Source organism: Synechococcus sp. RSCCF101, from assembly GCF_008807075.1.
In the GTDB taxonomy this organism is placed as follows: Bacteria; Cyanobacteriota; Cyanobacteriia; order PCC-6307; family Cyanobiaceae; genus RSCCF101.
The window spans coordinates 1,361,318-1,377,910 of record NZ_CP035632.1 but is presented as its reverse complement, the minus strand read 5'-3'; the positions used below and the strand labels follow the sequence as shown (position 1 = coordinate 1,377,910).

Genomic DNA, 16,593 nt, shown 5'->3' with positions numbered 1-16,593 from the left:
CACCGTCTCCTTGAACAGCGAGAGGTCCAGCTCTCAGGCTCTGGGGCTAGACGCATACCGCTCTCTGGCTATTCGGTCTTTTTGAGCCTGAGTGACGGTCGACGTCGTGCGATCACCCGTTGTGACGTGGCGGCAACGGTACGAGATGCCGCCAAGCGGCTGATTGCTCGCCTGAGGAATGACAAGCTTCTTGACGCCGCGCAACTGCGCTGGGCTCGGCTGGATGTGGCTGTTCATGTGCAGCCACTTCTGTGGGCAGAGTTGAAGATGAAGATTCAGGCTACAAAACGGAACTATTTTCCGCATGGGATCTCATTCGATCAGAGCTTCCGCAGGGCCATCACTGAGTCCGAGCTGCTTGGTTGGAGCCTGCTCTATTCGGCCGAGCATGCCAATGGCTTTCCTCGTGAGAAGCTGCTCCGCAACTACTCCAAGGTGCGCTTTGGAGAATCATTCGGCTGGCCGACTCGCGATGACCAAGAGCTCTATCTCTTTGACACCATCAGCGGTTTTGTTGACGAGCACGGTTCCGAGTGGCTGACACAAGCTGGCTCGTTCCGCGGTTACAGGGAGTTGGTGGAGTGGCCATCCGAGCAGCACACTATTGACCTGGTCCAACGCTCAACCGACTATCTGGCTCGCCAGATCAAGCCCGATGGATCCTTCTTCTATGGCCGATGGCCCTGTTTTGACCGTTCCATCGAGACATACAACACCCTGCGGCACTTCAGTTCGGTTTATTCCCTTCTTGAGGGCTGGGACCACAGCCGCGACCCCGCCCAGTTGGACCGGATCCGAACGGCCTTGTGCCATGGTCTTGACTATTTCACGGTGAAGGTTGATCGGTCGTCTGCGACAGAGCAGAGAGCCGCGTGCCGATTCACCGTTGAGGTGAATGGTGAGTTGAAGCTGGGGGCCACCGCTCATGCCGTTCTGGCTCTTGCCAAGTATCAGGAGCTCACAGACGACAGGAGCCTGGAGACAACCCTGCGTGAATTGGTTCAGGGCATCTGCATGTTCCATGAACTCGCGGATGCTGGGTTTGTGCATGTGCTGAATGCCTCAGATCTCGCCATCAAGGATCGCTTCCGCATCATCTACTACGACGGTGAAGCTCTGTTTGCTCTTGTCAGAGCCTACGAGGCTCTGGCTGACCGGACCCTGCTCTTGATCGCTCGATCTGTTGCGAATCATTTCATCGCTGACGATCACTGGAAGGCCCATGACCACTGGCTGGGTTATGGATTCGCCGCTCTCTTCTCGCACGACCAGGACCCGGCCCTTCTGCGCTTCGGTCTGGCGAACATTCGCGATCACCTTTCGTTCATTCGCCATCGCATCACAACCTATCCGACTTTGCTGGAGCTGTGCTCGGCCACGTACCGGCTGATCGCTGATGCCGATCGCCTGCCGGCCTGTCAATCCATCATTGATGACTTTCCGCTGGCCGAGTTTGAGGAGGCCATGCACTTCCGGGCTCGCTATCTCGCCAATGGCTTTTTCTGGCCCGAGCTGGCCATGTTCTTCGCCAGGCCGAACACCATCGCCAATAGCTTCTACATCCGTCATCACGCCTTCCGCAGCCGCATTGACGATAACGAGCATTACATCTCCGGCTATTGCGCCTATGCGAGCATCATTGACTCGGAGCGGCGATCGGTGCTCCTCCTCAACCGCGACTTGCCTTTCGCTCCCAGTGGCATCGAGTATGCCGCCATGGAGCGCGCCAGCATCCTGGCAGCGGACCCCACCCACCAGGTGCTGTTCCTGACCTGGTGTTTCTCACCTGCCCTCAGGCGCCAGCAGCACAGCCATGTCGTCAACCAGAGGCTGGCACCAGATGTCCGTGTGCTCAACTTCTTCGAGTGGTTGCTTGGCATTCCCGTCGGGGCTGATCAGCCCACCGATCACGCATCTGCTCAGCTTCCATCGATTGTGGCCGGGACCTGGCGCCGTGAGTGTGTCGAGGGCACATCGCATGAGCGCTGGTTCAATCCACTCGAGGATGCTCACCTCTACTGGGTCAAGAACGATCCTGCTCATGGCTATGACTACATCAACTACTTCTCATCCGGCAAAAAGTGTCGCCGTGAGGTGTTCGGGGTGGATGGTCGTCTCCTGAAGAGTGAGATTCTTTATCCAGACTCTGGTGCCGTACTGATTGAACACTATCACCGCCATCGGGATTCTTCTCTGGCCCTGAGCATTCATCGCGCCCAGCCTGTGGATCGGCAGTCAATCGGACCCATCATCCAGGTGTTGCTGTATGAGTCGGGAGGTGCTGTGGCGTCGGTTCACTCCAGCCTCAGCCCACTGATGGCTCAATGGCTGCAGACAGTCCTGCAGCGGGAGGTGCCTGATACCCAGCCCAGGCATCTGGTTTGCGATCGTGCGCAGGACTATGTCGATGCCATCCGTCTGCTGAAGACCATCCGCCATGCTGAGGGGAGTGCTCCTGGCTTCTTGTCCACCGTCTGCCTTCACTCACACCATCTGCGCCTGGATTCCCAGGGGAACCCCACGACTGAGACCAAGCACCACGTCAACCGCCTGCGCTCCGGGGACTCTCCCTTTGATGCAGCTGTCTGCCTGACTCACCGCCAGCGTGATCATCTTCGGGGCGTTCTGGCGCCCCTTCCCCTGACGGTTGTGCCGCACTGCGAGCCGCGTCACTGCACAGCGATCCAATCGCCCAGCCCTCGCCGACGAGAGATCGTGTATGTCGCCCGCTACTCGCCCGAAAAGCATCACCAGGCGGCACTGGAGATTGCGGCGCAGGTCTGTGAGCGTGTCCCTGATGTTGACTTCACGTTCCACGGTTCCGGCCGCCTCCGATCCGCCCTCGTCAGGTGGGTTAACCAGCACTCACTCGACCAACGAATCCACATTCTTGGTCACACCTCGAATCCGGCCAGCGTCTATCAGAAGGCTGCCCTCTCGATCAGCACAAGCCGCCAGGAGGGCTTCTCGCTTGGAATTCTGGAGAGCCTCGCCTGCGGTTGTCCGGTGCTGGCCTTCGATGTGGAGTACGGACCGCAGGAGCTCATCCGTGAGGGCGTGAACGGCTACCTGTTCCCGCCAGGAGATGTCCCCAGCTTCGTTGAACGACTGGTTCATCTCCTCAATCACCCGGCGCTTCTGGCCAACCTTCAGGAGTCTGCCGCCTCGCAGCAGGGGCATCTCACCCATGCTCCTGAGCTGGCTGTGTCCTGGAAGCGTCACTTCAGGAGGCTGCAGGCAGCCAGCGCACCCACCTCAATGCGTCGCGTGTGAGCCGCCCTCCAACCCGCGACAGTCACCTCTACCTGCTCAATCGCAACCTGGTCAGGCAGCCGCGTGGGCTCGACCTCACAGCGCTCCAACTGGCCCGCCTCCTGCTGGAGCGGTATCCCCACACATCCCTCACTCTGGCTGAGTTCAACCCCGGTCTGACCGAAGTGGCTCGCCACCACATCACCGCAGGCAGGCTGCCTGCTGCTGTCCGGATCCTCAGCTTCTTTCACTGGATCCTGCACGGCAGCTCCGTCTGCTCCCTGGTCGGTCCCCGCCTGCCAGCTCAGATCGAGCCCTCATGGCTCCGCTCGTTCCGGCGTGTCTCCAGCCATGAGGGGCGCGTTGAGAAATGGGTCTGCCGAGCGGATCGCACTCAATCGTTCTACTGGATTCGCAAGGACTTCGATTATCTGAACTTCCTCTCCGGGTCTCAGAAGTGGAAGCGCGACACCTACCTCTCCACCGGTGAGCATGTGCGTACGCAGTTCCTTGGAGCCGCGGGGCTTGTGACCGATGTGTTCTTTCGGCTTTCGGACCACTCCATTGCTCTGACGATCCTTCGCTCCAGAGACAGCAACGCCACCATCGATCAACCCGCCAACGATCACGTGATCCAGGTTGTTGAGCACGATCACCAGTCACGAGCCTGCTCCATGCACAGCTCCCTCACTCCGCTGATCGCGACCTGGCTGCAGACGCTCCTCACGAAGGAGTGCCCCGAGCAGCACGCCGTTCTGTTGTGCGACCGCCTGCGGGAGTACCGGCCGGTCCTCACCACACTCCGCCGTGTCACCACCCACCCCCACCTGTCCTGTGTGGCGGTGGCGCACAACCATCACCTCGCTCAGCGCGACAACGGTCACCTCTCCACCTCCCTCAGGAGCTCGTTTGAGCCGGACTACACCCCGTACGACCTGATCGTGCTGCAGACGCAGCGTCAGGCCAAGGCCCTGAGGGACCGGGCCCCCGGTCCGGCGTATGCGTCGGTGGCCACCGGTCTCCCTCCCGAGGCGAATCTGCCGAAGCCCTCGGTTCGCAGCCTGGACATCGTTTCGCTCGGTGCCTTCGCAGCACAGAAGAACCATGCCGCCGCGCTTCGCATTGCGCGGCGCGTGTGTGCCGAGTGCCCTTCGGCTCGCTTTCGCTTCATCGGGCAGGGACGCTTGAAGGGCGCGGTTCAGAAGCAGATCGAGGCCTATGGCCTGTTCGAGAACGTTGTGGTTGAGGATCGAACGGATGCTCCGCTCCAGGTCTTCGCCTCGTCGGCTGTGTCCATCCTCACGAGCCACTATGAGGGCTACCCCCGAGTGGTCCTGGAGAGCCTGGCCTGCGGCTGCCCGGTTGTTGCCTTCGACATCGAGTATGGCCCCCGGGAGATGATTGTGGACGGGGTGAATGGTGTGCTTATCACGCCCGGCGACGAATCTGCGTTTGCCCGCCACTTGATCCGCCTTCTCACCGACGACGCGTTCCGGGATTCCCTCCAGCACGGTGCAGCCACGCGCCGGCAGCACCTCTCCAGCCAGCTCCAGCAGCTGCAGGCCTGGGATGACATCCTCCAGCGTCTGCGGCATCAGCATGTCGCCACATAGCGCCGTGCACTCAGTCGCCATCTGCCCAGCTGGCCTGTGACCGAACCCGCCCTCCCCCCATCCCTGCTCGAGTCGCTCACCCGCGGCTCGGAACTGGTGTCGCTGGGCACCTCCGGCCGCCGCAGCCTGGGCTGCTGGCTGGTGCTTGAGAAGGGCCGGCCGGAGTCGGTTGTGAAACTCAGCAGCCTCGATCCGGAGGTGCTGGCCATCAATCGCCTGGCTCTCAGTGGCGCCATCCAGTCGTCTGCAGGCAGCTACTGCCTGGCGGCTGTGGAGCAGATCCGCATGGCGCCCGATGCACTGGTGGTGCGCTACCCCTTTGTTCCACACCAGCCGCTGTGTTGGCCCCTTTATCACGATGCCCGCGTTCAGCAGATGCTGGCGGTGTGTGCGGCTGATTTCAATGCCAGCAACTGTGGCCGCGCGATCCGCAACGGTCTGCCCCGCAAGCGCTTCAGCTTCGGATTGACGGCGAAGAAACTGGCGCCCATCCTCGCCGGGGACGATGCAGCGCGCAGTGACGAGATGGCGCAGCGGGCAGAACAGGCCTATGGCGCTCTTCTGGTTCGTTCCCGTGATCTGGGGATCTTCCAGAACGTCTGCCTGTGCCACAACGATCTCGTTCCCTCCAACATCGGCCTGCTGACGCCACCGTCCGGCCCCAAGGATCGTTGGTCCCAAGGATCAACGGAACCCCCTTCTGTCGACGACCTACGCCTCCCCTTTCTCCTGCTCGATTGCGACAACGCCGTTCTCGCTCCCTTCGGTTTCGATCTTCGCTTCATCCTGCTGGAGACCTCCTCCCGTTCGCTCCGCTTCGCAACCCTCCAGCGCGTGTCGGAGCATTACCGCAACCGGCTTCGATCGCATCAGATGGCGATCAGCGTCCAGGCGATCGCCCATGCCGCTGTTCTCGGTTTCGCTGACGCCTGGCTGAACGTGCATCGGCGCAGCCGCACCAGCCGCTACAGCGAACGCTTTCAACGCTGTCTGCGCTTCTGTGAGGTGTTCCTGCAGTCAGCTGATTTCGCGGTCTGACGCTCAGGCCTGCAGAGCGCGCCGCAGCCAGGGAAGGCTGAGGCCGATCACGTTGCTGTAGCAACCCTCCAGGCGTTCCACCACCATCCCTCCCTTCCCCTCCAGAGCAAAGCAGCCGGCGCAGGCCAGGGGTTCACCGGTCGCCACGTAGTCGCGGATCTCCTGATCACTCAGCGCAGCGAAGGTCACGCGGGTGCTGATCACCGCTCGCTCCGTCTGCCAGCCGCCGGCTGAGCCATCGCTGCGCCGCAGCAGGCAGTGACCGGTGAGCAGGTCGCCCCAGTGGCCTCGCATGCGCTGCCAGCGGCGGCAGGCCTCCTCGGCATCGGCCGGCTTGCCGCAGGCCTCCCCGTCGAAGAGCAGCAGGGAGTCACACCCCAGCACCAGTTGCTCCTGCGGGGGCTCCCCGATCGCCCCGAGGCCACCGGTCTCCGGCAACCGATCCGCCACGGCTTCGGCCTTGGCCTGCGCCAGCCGCTGCACCAGCTCCCGGGCATCCGCGTGCTGGATGCCGCGTTCATCCAGGCCGCTCACCAGCACCCGGTGGGGCAGGCCGGCCTGCTCCAGTAGTCGGCGGCGGGCCGGCGAGGCGGAGGCCAGCACCAGATCGCGCCCGGCCGGTGGAGCGGCAAAGGGGGAGGACGCTTGCTCGGACATGCCACCAGTACCGGATCTCAGGTCCAGCCTGGCCGGAGGCCGGAACCTGAGCGGCGGCGGCCGCTTCCTAGCCTGCAGTGATGAGCTGGGCTTCCCCCTCCCTGCGCCGGGCCTCCGAGGCGCTCCGCTGTCTGCCCTTCACCGCGGGCTTCTACCGGCGGGTGGCGGAGGGGCCCCTGCGCGCTGATGAGATCTGCGGCGATCCGGCCCTCTGCAGCGCCGGCTATTCCGCCTCCCAGGTGGACGACGACCTGATCTGGCTGATCCGGCTCGGGGTGCTGCGGCGCGAGGTGGACGGCCAGGGCCTCACCGAACGCGTGCGCCTCACGCCCCTGGGGCGCGAGCTGCTGCAGCACTGGCCTGAGGGCTGGCCGCCGCCGGGGCCGCTGATGCGGCTGCGACAGGGCCTTCGCCGCCGCTGGCCTCGGCTCTGATGGGCCAGCACGGGTCCGCTGCCCAGCCGCCCCTGATGGTGCTGGGCACCAGCAGCGGTGCCGGCAAGTCGCTGATGACGGCGGCGCTCTGCCGGGTGCTGCGCCGCCGCGGTGAGCGGCCGCTCCCCTTCAAGGGGCAGAACATGAGCCTCAATGCCTGGGTGGATGCCGGTGGCGGTGAGATGGCCTATTCCCAGGCGCTGCAGGCGTGGGCAGCGCAGCTGGAGCCGGAGGTGAGCATGAACCCGGTGCTGCTCAAACCCCAGGGCGACACCACCAGCGAGGTGATCCACCTGGGTCGGCGGGCCGGGACCAGCCGGGCGGAGCACTACTACCGCGACTGGTTCCGGCCGGGTTGGCAAGCGATCCGCACCGGTCTCGATCAGCTCCGGCAGGCCCACCCCGGCGGCCGGCTCGTGCTGGAGGGTGCGGGCAGCCCCGTGGAGATGAACCTGCAGCCGCGCGATCTCACCAACCTGCGGCTGGCCCAGTTCCTCAGGGCCCGCTGCCTGCTGGTGGCCGACATCGAACGCGGCGGCGTGTTCGCCCAGATCGTGGGAACCCTGGCCCTGCTGCGGCCGGTGGAACGGCCCCTGATCCGCGGGTTGCTGATCAACCGTTTCCGCGGCCGCCGCAGCCTGTTCGACGACGGACGCCGCTGGCTCGAGCAGCGCACCGGCCTGCCGGTGCTGGGCGTGATGCCCTGGCTGGAGGAGTGCTTCCCCCCCGAGGACTCCCTCGATCTGCTGGAACGGCGCGGCCGCAAGTCCGCCGCCGAGCTGGAGATCGCCGTGCTGCGGCTGCCGTCCCTGAGCAACTTCTCCGACCTCGACCCCCTGGAGGCCGAGCCCTCGCTGCGGCTGCGCTGGCTCAGCCCCGGCGGCGTGCTGGGTCGGCCGGATGCGGTGCTGCTGCCGGGCAGCAAGCGAACCCTGGCCGATCTGCAGGTGCTGCAGCAGAGCGGTCTCGCCGATCAGCTGGGCGCCTATGCGGCGGCGGGAGGCGTGGTGTTCGGCCTCTGCGGCGGCATGCAGATGCTGGGGCGGGAGCTGCAGGACCCCGGCGGCCTCGAGGGTGGCCGGGCCGAGGCGCATGGGCTCGGCCTGCTTCCACTGCGCACCGTGTTCGAGCCGGGCAAGACCCTGCGGCGCCGGCGGGTGCCCACCTGCGCCGGCGCCGGTCTGCCTCCCGCGGCGGGCACCGAGCCGACAGGTGCTGCGTCCGGCGAGGCGCCCTGGCTGATCGAGGGCTTTGAGCTGCACCAGGGCCAGTCGAACTGGCTGGGTGAGGCGGCTGGCGGGACTGCCGCTGCGAATGGCGGGGCCTGGCTGGCCGAGCCGGGTCTGGGCTGGCAGCAGGGCTCGGTGGCGGGCAGCTATCTGCACGGCCTGTTCGAGAACGGACCCTGGCGTCGCCGCTGGCTCAACCACCTGCGGGCGAGGCGCGGCCTGGCGCCGCTGCCGGAGCAGGTTCCCCACCACGCCCGTCAGCGGGAGTTGCTGCTCGACCGGCTGGCGGAGGCCTTCGAGGAGCATGTGAACCTCGCGCCCCTGCTGGCTCCATGAGGTCCCGCCACGACCGCCCTGCCTGGCTGGCGCTGCTGACGGCTCTGGCTCTGGCGGTGCTGGTGGGTGCGGCGGGTGGATCCCTGGCCGCCTTCAGCCTGCGGGGGCTCGATGCGCTGCTGGGGCTGGTGTGGGGCAAGGGGGTGCTGGCGGGCGCCCCGAGCTCCCGCACACTCCTGGCCGCGCTCGCGATCACGCTGCCGGTGGGGCTCGGGCTCGCCGTCCTTCGGCGGACCGGCGGCGCTCCCGGGGCGGCCTCGGCCTCCCCTGCCCTGCTGCCCGAACTGCCCGACACCCTGCGGGAGCTGCGCGGGTCCGCCGGGCTGAGCAGCGCCGGCTGGTGGCGTCAGCTGCTCAGCGGTGCCCTGGCGCTTCTGGGTGGAGCCCCCATCGGCCCCGAGGCGCTGCTCACCCGCCTGGTGGCCCTGATCAGCCACGGCCTCTGGCGCGGCCGGGATCAGGCCCTGCCGGCAGCCGCCGTGGCCGGCAGCCTCGGCATCTTCCAGGCGCCGCTGCTGGGCGGGGCGGTGCTGGCCGGCCGCCGCTGGTCGCTGCTCTGGCGCTGGCTGCCGGGCACCCTGGCCGGCCTGGCCGGCTTCGTGACCGCCGGCGGCGGCCGCGCCCTGGGCGGGCTGGCCGGTGTTCCCTATCAGTGGCCCGATGGTGGGCAGCAGGGTCTCGCCGCGCTCTCGGTGTCTGTGGTGGCCGGCCTGCTGGGGCTGCTCCTGGGCCGCGTGGCCCTGGCCTGGCGTGGCCTGCTGAGGCGCTGTCTGCGCGACGACCCGCCGCTCTGGCTCACCCCGGCCACCGGCCTGCTGCTGGCCTTCAGCGGGTGGTGCCTTCCCCTGGCCGTGTTCTCAGGCGAGCAGCAGCTGCGCCCTCTGCTGCTGGATGCACCCACCGGGGCGCCGCTGCTGCTGCTCTCGGGCCTCGCCAAGCTGCTGCTGGCCGCTCTCTGCCTGGAAACGGGCTGGCGCGGCGGATTGTTCTTCCCCGCAATCCTGGCCAGCGCCTGCGTAGGACTAGGGGCTCATGGTCTGCTGCCCTGGTGGGGGGAGCCCCAGAGCTGGGTGGCGGGCGTGACCGGCGGCACCCTCTCGGCCCTGCTGGGGGCGCCGGTGGTGGCTCTGGTGCTGGGGCTGGCGCTGCTTGAGGGCCATGCGGCCGGTGCCCTGCTGATCGGTGTGCTGATCGGGCAGCTCAGCACTCGCGTGCTCTCCCGGGGGCGACTCGCGGCTTCAGAATGAGCCCTGAGCCTGCGCAGGTGGATCGATGGCGGCTGCCGCGGTGAGCATCCGCTGGCCCAACGGGGCCCGCAGCACGGTTCCGGCAGGAACCGACTGGCTCTCGGCCGCCTCGGCGGCGGGATTCGCCATCCCCACCGGCTGCCTCGGCGGCAGCTGCGGTGCCTGCGAGATCGATGTGAACGGCCAGACCGTGCGGGCCTGCATCAGCACCGTGCCGGCCTGCCGGGATGGGGAGCTGACGGTGGAGCTCTTCAGCGATCCGGCCTGGGGGTGAGGTGCCGGAGGGAAGCATGCACCCACTGGTTGACGACCAACCCGTGGGTGCATCAACCGGGTCGATCGATTCCGGATTGGAATCATCGAAACCGTCTGACTTGGCCAGCCAGATCAATCTGACTGAGACTCTGAAGTGGAGCCAAGGAGACTCGAACTCCTGACCCCCTGCATGCCATGCAGGTGCTCTACCAGCTGAGCTATGGCCCCAACGCGAGACAGATTACACGGCGACGGGGCGCCACACCGCCACCAGGGTGCCCTGCACCAGCACGTCCTCGGCGGGCAGCACGATCGGCTCGTAGGCCGGGTTGGAGGGCTCCAGCCGCACCTGCGATCCCTCGCCGTGGAACACCTTGAGGGTGGTGCCGGCACCGGGCACCATCGCCGCCACGATCGTGCCGTTGCGCACCCGGGAGGCATCGGCCACTGGCTCCATCAGCACCATGTCGCCATCGGCGATGTGGGCGTCCACCATGCTGTCGCCGTTCACCGTCAGGGCGAACAGGCCGCGGCGATCGAGCACGGGGGCCAGATCGAGGTGTTCCTGCACGTCATCGAAGCTCTCGATCAGGCCGCCGGCCGCCACGGCGCCCAGCACCGGCACCCCCTCGCTCTCCTCGCCCAGCAGCTGCAGGGTGCGCGCCTGGCCCTCCTGCCAGGTGATCCAGCCCTTGCGCTGCAGATGACGCAGGCGGCTCTGGATCGGGGCCGGTGAGCGCAGCCCCATCGCCTCCACCATCTGGCGGATCGAGGGGCTGTGCCGGTGTTCGCGGATGTAGTCGCGCAGCCAGTCGTAGAGCTCCCGCTGGGCGCTGGTGAGCTCATCGCGGGCGGCGGAGAGGCCGTGGATCATGGGCCGGCGGGCTGCACCTGTGCATACAGATGTACCATCCCGGCGCGCCGGTGTCGATGGGCTCGGCGGGGGCTCGGGCCCGGGTGCGTCGTCTGACGATCAGAGCCCGCCCTTCAGACGCCGCCCATCAGAGCGGCCAGCAGGGCCTGCTGGGCGTGGAGGCGGTTCTCGGCCTGGTCGAACACCCGGCTGGCCTCACCCTCCATCACCCCGGCGCTGATCTCCTCGCCCCGGTGGGCCGGCAGACAGTGCAGCACGATCGCCCGGGCATCAGCCTCCGACAGCAGCGTTTCATCGAGGCAGTAGCCGCGGAAGGCCTTCTCCCGGATCGCCTGTTCCTCCTCCTGGCCCATCGAGGCCCACACATCGGTGTAGAGCGCGTGAGCGCCGCGCACGGCCTCCAGCGGCTCCCGCACCACCTGCACCCGGCAGCCGTTGCTCTGAGCCAGCACCCCCGCCCGCTCCATCAGCGCCGCATCGGGGTCGTAGCCCTGCGGGCAGGCCAGGGTCACGTTCACCCCCAGCAGGGCCCCGGCCAGCACGAGCGAGTGGGCCACGTTGTTGCCATCGCCCACATAGGCCATGGTGAGGCCCTGCAGCGCCCCGAAGTGCTCCTCCATCGTGAGGTAGTCAGCCAGGGCCTGGCAGGGATGCTCGAGGTCGGTGAGGGCATTCACCACCGGCACCGTGGCCCAGTGGGCATAGCGCTCCAGTTCCTCGTGGTCGTAGGTGCGCACCGCCAGCACATCGCAGTAGCGGCTGAGCACGCGGGCCGTGTCCTCCAGCGGTTCGCCCCGACCCACCTGGGTCACGGCCGGATTGAGATCCAGGGTCTGGCCGTTCAGGCGGGCCATGGCCACGTTGAAGCTCACCCGGGTGCGGGTGGAGGCCTTGGTGAAGATCAGCCCGAGGATCCGACCAGAGAGGTCGATGCGGCGTTCACCGCTCTTGAGCTGCAGGGCCAGATCGAGCAGGGCCCGGGTCTGATCGGCGTCGGCGTCGGTGCTGGAGAGGTAGTCACGGCCGGAAAGCGGGGCGAGCACCCGCTGGAGCTGCTCATGGGGCACCGTCGTCATGCGGCCTCGATCGGAAGGGGCAAAGGCCGAGCGGCCGGACCCCCGCGAAAGAGGAGGACCGGCCGCTCGCGTTGAATCCCAGTCTGCCTGGGCCCCGGTTCAGGCCGGCACCTCCTGGCCCACCTCATCGGTGAGGGCTTCGCCGCTGCCATCGGGCCGCAGGCTCCGGGACAGGAGGTCCTTCAGCTCATCGCCCTCGATCACCTCCTTCTCGAGGATGCGGCCGGCGATGGCCTCCAGCAGATCCCGGTTGGCATGGAGGATGCCCAGGGCCTGATCGTGGGCCCGATCCACCAGACCGCGCACCTCCCGGTCGATCGCCTGGGCGGTGGCATCGCTCACCGCACGGCGCGGGTTGTTGGCGCCGCCGAGGAAGCGGCCGCCGCCCTGCTTGTCGTAGGCCAGCGGCCCGAGCGTGTCGCTCATGCCGTAGGTGCCGATCATCTGCTCGGCGATGTCGGTGGCCCGCTGCAGATCGTTGGCGGCGCCGGTGGTGATCTTGCCGAACACGATCTCCTCGGCCGAGCGGCCTCCCAGCAGGGTGGCGATCTGACCCTCGAGATCCTCCTTGGAATTGAGGAAGCGCTCCTCGGTGGGCAGCTGCAGCGTGTAGCCGAGGGCGCTCATGCCCCGCGGCACGATCGAGATCTTGGCCACCTTGCTGCCGCCCGGCATCAGGTGCCCCACGATCGCGTGACCCACCTCGTGGTAAGCCACGACCCGCTTCTCGTCGTCCTGCAGCACGCGGCTCTTCTTCTCCAGGCCGGCCACCACACGCTCGATCGCCTCGTTGAGGTCCTGCTGCTCCACCGCATTGCGGTTGTTGCGGGCGGCGAGAAGAGCCGCTTCGTTCACCAGGTTGGCCAGGTCGGCCCCGGCGAAGCCGCTGGTGGCCTGGGCGATCCGGTCGAGATCCACCGCCGAGGCCAGCTTCACCTTGCCGGCGTAGATGCCGAGGATGGTGCGCCGGCCTGAGAGGTCGGGACGGTCCACCAGCACCTGACGGTCGAAGCGACCGGGGCGCAGCAGCGCCGCGTCCAGCACCTCGGGCTGGTTGGTGGCCGCCAGCACGATCACCGGCTTGTCCTTGGCGCTGAAGCCATCCATCTCGGTGAGCAACTGGTTCAGCGTCTGCTCCCGCTCGTCGTTGCCGCCGACCACGCCCATCGATCCGGAACGGCTCTTGCCGATGGCATCGAGCTCGTCGATGAAGATGATGCAGGGAGCCTTCTTCTTGGCCTGCTCGAACAGATCCCGCACCCGGGCCGCGCCGGCGCCGACGAACAGTTCGACGAACTCCGAACCGGAGATGATGAAGAAGGGCACTCCGGCCTCACCGGCCACGGCCTTCGAGAGCAGCGTCTTGCCCGTACCGGGAGGGCCCACCAGCAGCACGCCCTTGGGGATGCGGGCGCCGATGGCCGCATAGCGCTCGGGCGTCTTGAGGAAGTCGACGATCTCAGTCAGTTCCTGCTTGGCCTCGTCCACGCCGGCCACATCGGCGAAGGTGACGCGGGAGGATTCATCCGGCACGTACACCTTGGCCTTCGACTTGGTAAAGCTCAGGGCTCCCTGGGCGCCGCCGCCGCCCATCGAGCGACGGGCGAAGAACTGCAGCACCAGGATGAAGATCAGTGGCGGCACCACCCAGCTGAGGATGGTGGTGAAGATGTTGGGTTTCTTCGGGGGGGCGGCGGCGAATTCAACGCCCTTGCTCTCCAGCCGCTGCGGCAGATCCATGTCGAAGATCGGCGTGGTGGCCAGCACCGAAGGCGTTCCGTCCTCCGCATTGGCCAGTTCGTAGCGGATCTGGTCCTGGGTGATGTAGGCCCGCTTCACCGCTCCGTCGTTCACCTGATCGATGAACAGGGAGTAGGGCACCCGCGGCACCTGCATCGACTGGTTCGGGAAGAAGCTGCTGACCAGCAGCAGCACCCCGAAGCCGATCAGGATCAGGTTGATCAAACCGAAGCGCCGGTTGGGTTGGTTGTCGTCCTGTCGGATCGGCATGGAGGACACAGCGATTGCGGCCAAACTAGGCCGCATGCCCTGCCGCCAGGTTCTGCAGACGGGGGGTGAGAACCGCCCCCCGCATGTGTGGCCGCTACTCCCTCACCAGCCGCCTGGACCAGCTGCTGCCGCGCCTGGCCGGCCGCCTGCCGCCCGGCCTGCTGGAGCACTACGCCCCCAGGGAGCAGGTGCGCCCCGGTGAACCCGTCCTGGCGCTGCGCCAGGAGCATGGCCAGATCGAGACCGCCCTGCTGCTCTGGGGCCTGATCCCCGCCTGGCTGCGGCAGCCGCGCGGGAGGCGACCGATCAATGCCCGCAGCGAGAGCGTGGCCGAGAAGGCCAGCTTCCGGGGCGCCTGGCGCCACCGCCGCTGCCTGCTGCCGGCCGACGGCTTCCTCGAATGGAGCGGCAGCCCCCGCCGGCCCTGGCGGATTCGCCGGCGCGACGGAGCGCCCTTCTGGCTGGGAGGCCTCTGGGAGCGCTGGCTGGGTGCCGACGGCAGCGAGCTCGAGACCTGCGTGGTGCTCACCACCGAGCCCAACGGGCTGGTGGCGCCTCTGCACGAGCGCATGCCGGTGATCATTCCCGACGGCCTGGAGGAGGCCTGGCTGGCGTCCTGCAGCGGGGCCGATCTGGCGGCGCTGGCGCCGCTGATGCAGCCCTGGGATCCGGGCGAGTGGCGCGCGGACCCTCTGCCCGCCGCCGCTGCCGCTGAGAATCGCCAGCTCTCCTTCTTCTCTCCGCCCCGATCCAGCTGATGCGCTCCAGCCGCCCGAGGCCCCCCGCTGACGACCTTCCCCTGCCGAGCCGGCGCCAGCACCGCCTCTACCGGATGCTGCTGGCGATCGAGGTGGCCCTGCTCATCGCCTTCGCCTTCCAGCGGCTCAGCTGGTTCGTCGGTCCGGGCTACACCCTGCTGGCCCTGGTGATGGGGTTCCTCGAGAACTCCGGCACCACGCCGCGGCTGCGGCGCTCCACCCGCCTGTACCGGACCCTCGGCGTGTCCACGCTGGTGGCGATGTGGATCTGGCTGCTCACGCCGGTGAAGCTGCTGATCAGCGGCCTGCCCCTGGTGGTGCTGCTGGCGCTCTACGTGGGCTGGAGCGTGATGCGGCTGGTGGAGCGGCTGGCGCAGGAGCGGCAGGTCACCGGCGATGTGCTGACCGGTGCGGCGGCCGGTTATCTGCTGCTCGGCCTGGCGTCGGCCCTGCTGGTGACCACGCTCGAGACGATCCAGCCCGGCAGCTTCTCCTCCCTGCTCAGCGAGGCCGAGACCGCCCGCATCCAGGAGGGCTTCGTGCAGGAGGCCGCCGTGATCCGCTCCACCGCGGTGTTCACCCGGCTCAACTACTTCGCCTTCGTCTGCCTCAGCACGGTGGGCTTCGGCGACATCACCCCCTCCACGCCGCCGGCCCAGATGCTCAGCGTGGCCATCAGCGTGATCGGTCCCCTCTATCTGGCCGTGGTGATGGGGGTGCTGATCGGGCGCTACGCCCAGCCGCCCGAGCCCTCAGAGCCGCAGGGTCCAGATCAGATCGACGTCTGATCGATGCAGCGAGATCTCCTCGGCCAGGGGCACCTCGTCCATGGCCGTGTGGCCGAGATCGGCCAGGGGGGTGGCCGCGGTGGTGCCGCCCATGAGCCGGGGTGCCAGCACGGCCCGGATCTCCTGGGCGCAGCCCTCGCGCAGCACCTGCGCCGCCAGACCCGGGCCGCATTCCCACAGCACCCGGTTGCAGCCCCCCCGCGCCAGCTCCTCCATCAGGGCCCGCGGGCCCGGTTCGGCCAGCTCCAGCCGCTGCACGCCGGCCCGGCTGAGCTGCGCGGCCAGGGGGCGGGACGCCTCCGGCAGGGGGCCGTGGACCACCAGGGTGGGTGCCGTCTCCACCTGCCAGAGCCTGGCCGCGGCGGGCAGCTCCAGCCGCCGGCTCAGCACCACCCGCAGCGGCTCCGGATCACGCCGGCCGCGGCTTGTGAGCAGGGGGTCGTCGCGGCGGAGGGTGCCTCCCCCCACGATCACCGCATCGCAGCCGGCCCGCAGCGCATGCACGCGCCGGCGCGAGGCGCTGGAGCTGATCCACTGGCTGGAGCCGTTGGGCAGGGCGATGCGGCCGTCCACGCTGCTGGCCCACTTGAGAATCCCCCAGGGCAGGCCGGTGCGCACGCGCCGCAGGAAGGCCCGGTTCAGCTCAGCGGCCCGGTCCTCCAGCACGCCGCTGATCACCGTCACCCCGGCGGCCTCCAGGCGGCGGCGCCCCCCGCCCGCCACCCGCGGATCGGGATCCTCCAGGGCCATCACCACCCGCTGGATGCCGGCGGCGATCACCGCGTCGCAGCAGGGCGGTGTGCGGCCGTGGTGGGCGCAGGGCTCCAGGGTCACCACCAGGGTTCCGCCCCGGGCGGCCTCTCCGGCCTGCCGCAGAGCCCCCACCTCGGCGTGGGGCCGCCCGGCGGCGGCATGGAAGCCCTCCCCAACCAGGACCCCGCCGGCATCGAGCACAAGGGCGCCCACCATCGGATTGGGGCTGGTGCGGCCCTCCCCCAGCCGGGCCAGCTGAAGGGCCCGCTCCAT

At 67.9% G+C, this 16,593-nt stretch carries 14 protein-coding genes and 1 tRNA gene; 9 read left to right on the top strand and 6 right to left on the bottom strand.

Annotation, left to right across the window (positions count from 1 at the left end):
- Positions 1 to 126 precede the first annotated feature (126 nt).
- From EVJ50_RS06685 to EVJ50_RS06675, 3 genes are read left to right on the top strand one after another with little or no spacing between them, the layout of a single operon-like run.
- Positions 127 to 3,273 (top strand): glycosyltransferase, encoded by a 3,147-nt coding sequence (locus EVJ50_RS06685; protein ID WP_150883079.1) that lies wholly within the window; start codon positions 127 to 129, stop codon positions 3,271 to 3,273.
- A complete protein-coding gene (locus EVJ50_RS06680; RefSeq protein WP_150883077.1) occupies positions 3,270 to 4,865 on the top strand; it encodes a glycosyltransferase in 1,596 nt (531 codons plus the stop codon). The genes EVJ50_RS06685 and EVJ50_RS06680 overlap by 4 nt, the downstream gene beginning before the upstream one ends.
- Before the next feature lie 36 nt (positions 4,866 to 4,901).
- Positions 4,902 to 5,903, top strand: a complete 1,002-nt coding sequence (locus EVJ50_RS06675) for a hypothetical protein (protein WP_150883075.1) — start codon at positions 4,902 to 4,904, stop codon at positions 5,901 to 5,903.
- Positions 5,904 to 5,906: 3 nt separating this feature from the next.
- On the opposite strand, the gene EVJ50_RS06670 is transcribed toward EVJ50_RS06675, so the two are convergent.
- A complete protein-coding gene (locus tag EVJ50_RS06670; protein WP_150883073.1) occupies positions 5,907 to 6,560 on the bottom strand; it encodes a nucleoside triphosphate pyrophosphatase in 654 nt (217 codons plus the stop codon).
- Between the two features lie 80 nt (positions 6,561 to 6,640).
- On the opposite strand from EVJ50_RS06670, the gene EVJ50_RS06665 reads away from it, so the two are divergent.
- The 4 genes from EVJ50_RS06665 to EVJ50_RS06650 are packed head-to-tail and all read left to right on the top strand — an operon-like array spanning position 6,641 to position 10,080.
- Positions 6,641 to 6,994 (top strand): Npun_F0494 family protein, encoded by a 354-nt coding sequence (locus tag EVJ50_RS06665; RefSeq protein ID WP_150883071.1) that lies wholly within the window; start codon positions 6,641 to 6,643, stop codon positions 6,992 to 6,994.
- A gap of 35 nt (positions 6,995 to 7,029) precedes the next feature.
- Positions 7,030 to 8,559, top strand: a complete 1,530-nt coding sequence (locus EVJ50_RS06660) for a cobyric acid synthase (protein ID WP_150884912.1) — start codon at positions 7,030 to 7,032, stop codon at positions 8,557 to 8,559.
- Positions 8,556 to 9,806, top strand: a complete 1,251-nt coding sequence (locus EVJ50_RS06655; protein ID WP_150883069.1) for a chloride channel protein — start codon at positions 8,556 to 8,558, stop codon at positions 9,804 to 9,806. The genes EVJ50_RS06660 and EVJ50_RS06655 overlap by 4 nt, the downstream gene beginning before the upstream one ends.
- A 25-nt stretch (positions 9,807 to 9,831) precedes the next feature.
- Positions 9,832 to 10,080, top strand: coding sequence for a 2Fe-2S iron-sulfur cluster-binding protein (locus EVJ50_RS06650; RefSeq protein ID WP_150883068.1), 249 nt, complete (start codon positions 9,832 to 9,834; stop codon positions 10,078 to 10,080).
- 136 nt (positions 10,081 to 10,216) lie between these two features.
- Here EVJ50_RS06650 and EVJ50_RS06645 read toward each other — a convergent pair.
- The 4 genes from EVJ50_RS06645 to ftsH all read right to left on the bottom strand — a co-directional run bounded on the left by EVJ50_RS06645 (position 10,217) and on the right by ftsH (position 14,021).
- Positions 10,217 to 10,289 (bottom strand) — tRNA-Ala (locus tag EVJ50_RS06645).
- A gap of 13 nt (positions 10,290 to 10,302) precedes the next feature.
- Complete coding sequence (lexA, locus tag EVJ50_RS06640; protein WP_150883067.1) at positions 10,303 to 10,935, bottom strand: transcriptional repressor LexA; 633 nt, start codon at positions 10,933 to 10,935, stop codon at positions 10,303 to 10,305.
- A gap of 113 nt (positions 10,936 to 11,048) precedes the next feature.
- A complete protein-coding gene (gene argF, locus EVJ50_RS06635) occupies positions 11,049 to 12,011 on the bottom strand; it encodes an ornithine carbamoyltransferase (RefSeq protein ID WP_150883066.1) in 963 nt (320 codons plus the stop codon).
- 99 nt (positions 12,012 to 12,110) lie between these two features.
- Positions 12,111 to 14,021: an ATP-dependent zinc metalloprotease FtsH gene (gene ftsH, locus EVJ50_RS06630; protein WP_150883065.1), complete on the bottom strand. Its 1,911-nt coding sequence runs from the start codon at positions 14,019 to 14,021 to the stop codon at positions 12,111 to 12,113.
- Between the two features lie 83 nt (positions 14,022 to 14,104).
- On the opposite strand from ftsH, the gene EVJ50_RS06625 reads away from it, so the two are divergent.
- Entirely contained in the window at positions 14,105 to 14,779 is a 675-nt protein-coding gene (locus EVJ50_RS06625) for an SOS response-associated peptidase (RefSeq protein ID WP_150884911.1), read from the top strand.
- Complete coding sequence (locus EVJ50_RS06620) at positions 14,779 to 15,567, top strand: potassium channel family protein (protein ID WP_150883064.1); 789 nt, start codon at positions 14,779 to 14,781, stop codon at positions 15,565 to 15,567. The genes EVJ50_RS06625 and EVJ50_RS06620 overlap by 1 nt, the downstream gene beginning before the upstream one ends.
- Here the strand turns inward: EVJ50_RS06620 and ribD are convergent.
- Positions 15,532 to 16,593, bottom strand: a complete 1,062-nt coding sequence (ribD, locus tag EVJ50_RS06615) for a bifunctional diaminohydroxyphosphoribosylaminopyrimidine deaminase/5-amino-6-(5-phosphoribosylamino)uracil reductase RibD (protein ID WP_150884910.1) — start codon at positions 16,591 to 16,593, stop codon at positions 15,532 to 15,534. The two genes, EVJ50_RS06620 and ribD, sit on opposite strands and share 36 nt — an antisense overlap.

Excerpts from the sequence above, each read along its gene's own strand:
- EVJ50_RS06670 (WP_150883073.1), bottom strand. The coding sequence starts at position 6,560 with ATGTCCGAGCAAGCGTCCTCCCCCTTTGCCGCTCCACCGGCCGGGCGC.
- EVJ50_RS06665 (WP_150883071.1), top strand. The coding sequence starts at position 6,641 with ATGAGCTGGGCTTCCCCCTCCCTGCGCCGGGCCTCCGAGGCGCTCCGC.
- EVJ50_RS06660 (WP_150884912.1), top strand. The coding sequence starts at position 7,030 with ATGGTGCTGGGCACCAGCAGCGGTGCCGGCAAGTCGCTGATGACGGCG.
- EVJ50_RS06655 (WP_150883069.1), top strand. The coding sequence starts at position 8,556 with ATGAGGTCCCGCCACGACCGCCCTGCCTGGCTGGCGCTGCTGACGGCT.
- EVJ50_RS06650 (WP_150883068.1), top strand. The coding sequence starts at position 9,832 with ATGGCGGCTGCCGCGGTGAGCATCCGCTGGCCCAACGGGGCCCGCAGC.
- lexA (WP_150883067.1), bottom strand. The coding sequence starts at position 10,935 with ATGATCCACGGCCTCTCCGCCGCCCGCGATGAGCTCACCAGCGCCCAG.
- argF (WP_150883066.1), bottom strand. The coding sequence starts at position 12,011 with ATGACGACGGTGCCCCATGAGCAGCTCCAGCGGGTGCTCGCCCCGCTT.
- ftsH (WP_150883065.1), bottom strand. The coding sequence starts at position 14,021 with ATGCCGATCCGACAGGACGACAACCAACCCAACCGGCGCTTCGGTTTG.
- EVJ50_RS06625 (WP_150884911.1), top strand. The coding sequence starts at position 14,105 with ATGTGTGGCCGCTACTCCCTCACCAGCCGCCTGGACCAGCTGCTGCCG.
- EVJ50_RS06620 (WP_150883064.1), top strand. The coding sequence starts at position 14,779 with ATGCGCTCCAGCCGCCCGAGGCCCCCCGCTGACGACCTTCCCCTGCCG.
- ribD (WP_150884910.1), bottom strand. The coding sequence starts at position 16,593 with ATGGAGCGGGCCCTTCAGCTGGCCCGGCTGGGGGAGGGCCGCACCAGC.